Raw genomic sequence first — 1,823 nt, forward strand, 5'->3', positions numbered from 1 at the left:
GTCCGACGACATGCAGGACGAGGGCCGCCTGGAGACGCTCGGCGAGCTGGTCGCGGTCGCCCGCGAGTTCGCCGAGGACCCCGTCGCCGGCCCGTCGGCCGACCCCGCGGACGTGGACGCCGGCACGGTCGAGCCCGGGCTGGGCGACTTCCTCGAGCGCGTCGCGCTGGTGGCCGACGCCGACCAGATCCCCGATGCCCCCGAGGACGACCCGGACGCGCCGGAGGACAAGGGCGTGGTCACCCTGATGACGCTCCACACCGCCAAGGGCCTGGAGTTCCCCGTCGTGTTCCTCACCGGCCTGGAGGACGGCGTCTTCCCGCACTCCCGGTCCCTCGGCGATCGTCCCGAGCTCGAGGAGGAGCGCCGGCTGGCCTACGTCGGCATCACCCGAGCCCGCCAGCGCCTCTACGTCTCGCGGGCGGTCGTGCGCTCGGCCTTCGGCGCCCCCGCGCACAACCCGGCGTCCCGGTTCCTCGCCGAGCTGCCGATCGACCTCGTCGACTGGCGGCGCACCGAAGCCCAGCAGATGCAGTGGTCGCGGCCGTCGTACGCCTCCAGCAGCCGGGAGTACGCCGGCGGCGGCTCCGGTACGACCAGCCTGGGGCAGCCGACCGCGGCCGGCCGCCGCAACTTCAGCTCCGCAGCGGCTCGCGCCGACGCGGCCGCCAAGTCACGACCCTCGCGGCCGATCCCGGTCCTGGCGCCGGGCGACAAGGTCACCCACGACTCGTTCGGCCTGGGCACGGTCGTGTCCGTCGAAGGAGCCGGCGACAAGTCCGTCGCGTCGATCGACTTCGGTTCCGACGGCGTCAAGCGCCTGCTGCTGCGCTACGCCCCCGTCGACAAGCTCTAGAAGAGCGTTACGGCGTCACTCCATGTACGCGGAGGGCCGCGTCGGGGTCGACCGGGTCGCCGCCACCGGGGCGGACCTCGAGGTGCAGGTGCGGGCCGGTCACGTGGCCGGTGCTGCCGACGTATCCGATGATCTCGCCGCTGCGGACGGTGTCACCGGCGGACACGGCGAAGGACGACTGGTGGCAGAACCACAGCTCGGTGCCGTCCTCCAGGGTCAGGACGGTCTTGTTGCCGTAGGCGCCGTCGGAGCCGGCGGAGGTGACCACGCCGTTCGTGACGGCGCGGATCGGCGTGCCGCCGGGAGCGGCGAAGTCGAGGCCGGTGTGGTAGCTCGACCACAGGCCGTACTCACCGAAGGTCGCGGTGAGGCGGTAGCTGTCGAGCGGGAGCACCCAGCGGTTCAGGGCGATCTCGGCGGCTTCCTTCTCGGCGGCCTGGGCGAGCTCGCCGAGCGCGCTGTTGCGCTCCTCGGCGTGGCGCTCGGCCTCGGCGACGAGGTCGGTGCCGGCGGCCTGGGCGAGGGTGTCGCGGTCCGAGTCGCGGCTGACGCTCTGGGAGCGCCCGCCGACGACGCCGTTGCCGAAGGACCCGGTCATGGCGTTCGAGGCGGTGAGGCGGTCGGTGGCCGAGGCCAGCTCGGGATCGGTCGAGACGACCGCGCCACCGATCGCGATGGCGAGCGTGGCCACACCGACGGCGACGGGCAGCGAGGGCAGGCCGCGGAACAGCGGTCCGCGGGAGCCGACGTGCTTGACCGCACGGCGCTTGCCGGCGGGCTGGACGGCCCGCAGCGTGGTGGCCGAGGAATCGGTCAGGGGGTCGAACAGGGGGATGTCGCGGAGCGCCGGCAGCTCCACCGTGGGAGCGCGGTCGGGCACGTACGCCGGCGAGCCGACCGCCTCGACCAGGGTCAGGACCGGGGCAGGCGCCGGAAGCGGAGCGAGGACAGGAGCTGGAGCGGGGGC

General features: G+C 73.9%; 2 protein-coding genes. One reads left to right on the plus strand and one right to left on the minus strand.

Going from position 1 to position 1,823, the window contains the following annotated elements:
• A partial coding sequence (locus ACOADB_RS13245) for a 3'-5' exonuclease (protein WP_378599254.1) occupies positions 1 to 856 on the plus strand: 856 nt, incomplete at its 5' end.
• 7 nt (positions 857 to 863) lie between these two features.
• Here the strand turns inward: ACOADB_RS13245 and ACOADB_RS13250 are convergent.
• Positions 864 to 1,823, minus strand: a 960-nt coding sequence (locus ACOADB_RS13250) for a M23 family metallopeptidase (RefSeq protein ID WP_378599257.1), incomplete at its 5' end; no start/stop codon positions are given.

Source organism: Nocardioides sp. CPCC 206348 (genome assembly GCF_048654705.1).
Classification (GTDB): domain Bacteria; phylum Actinomycetota; class Actinomycetes; order Propionibacteriales; family Nocardioidaceae; genus Nocardioides.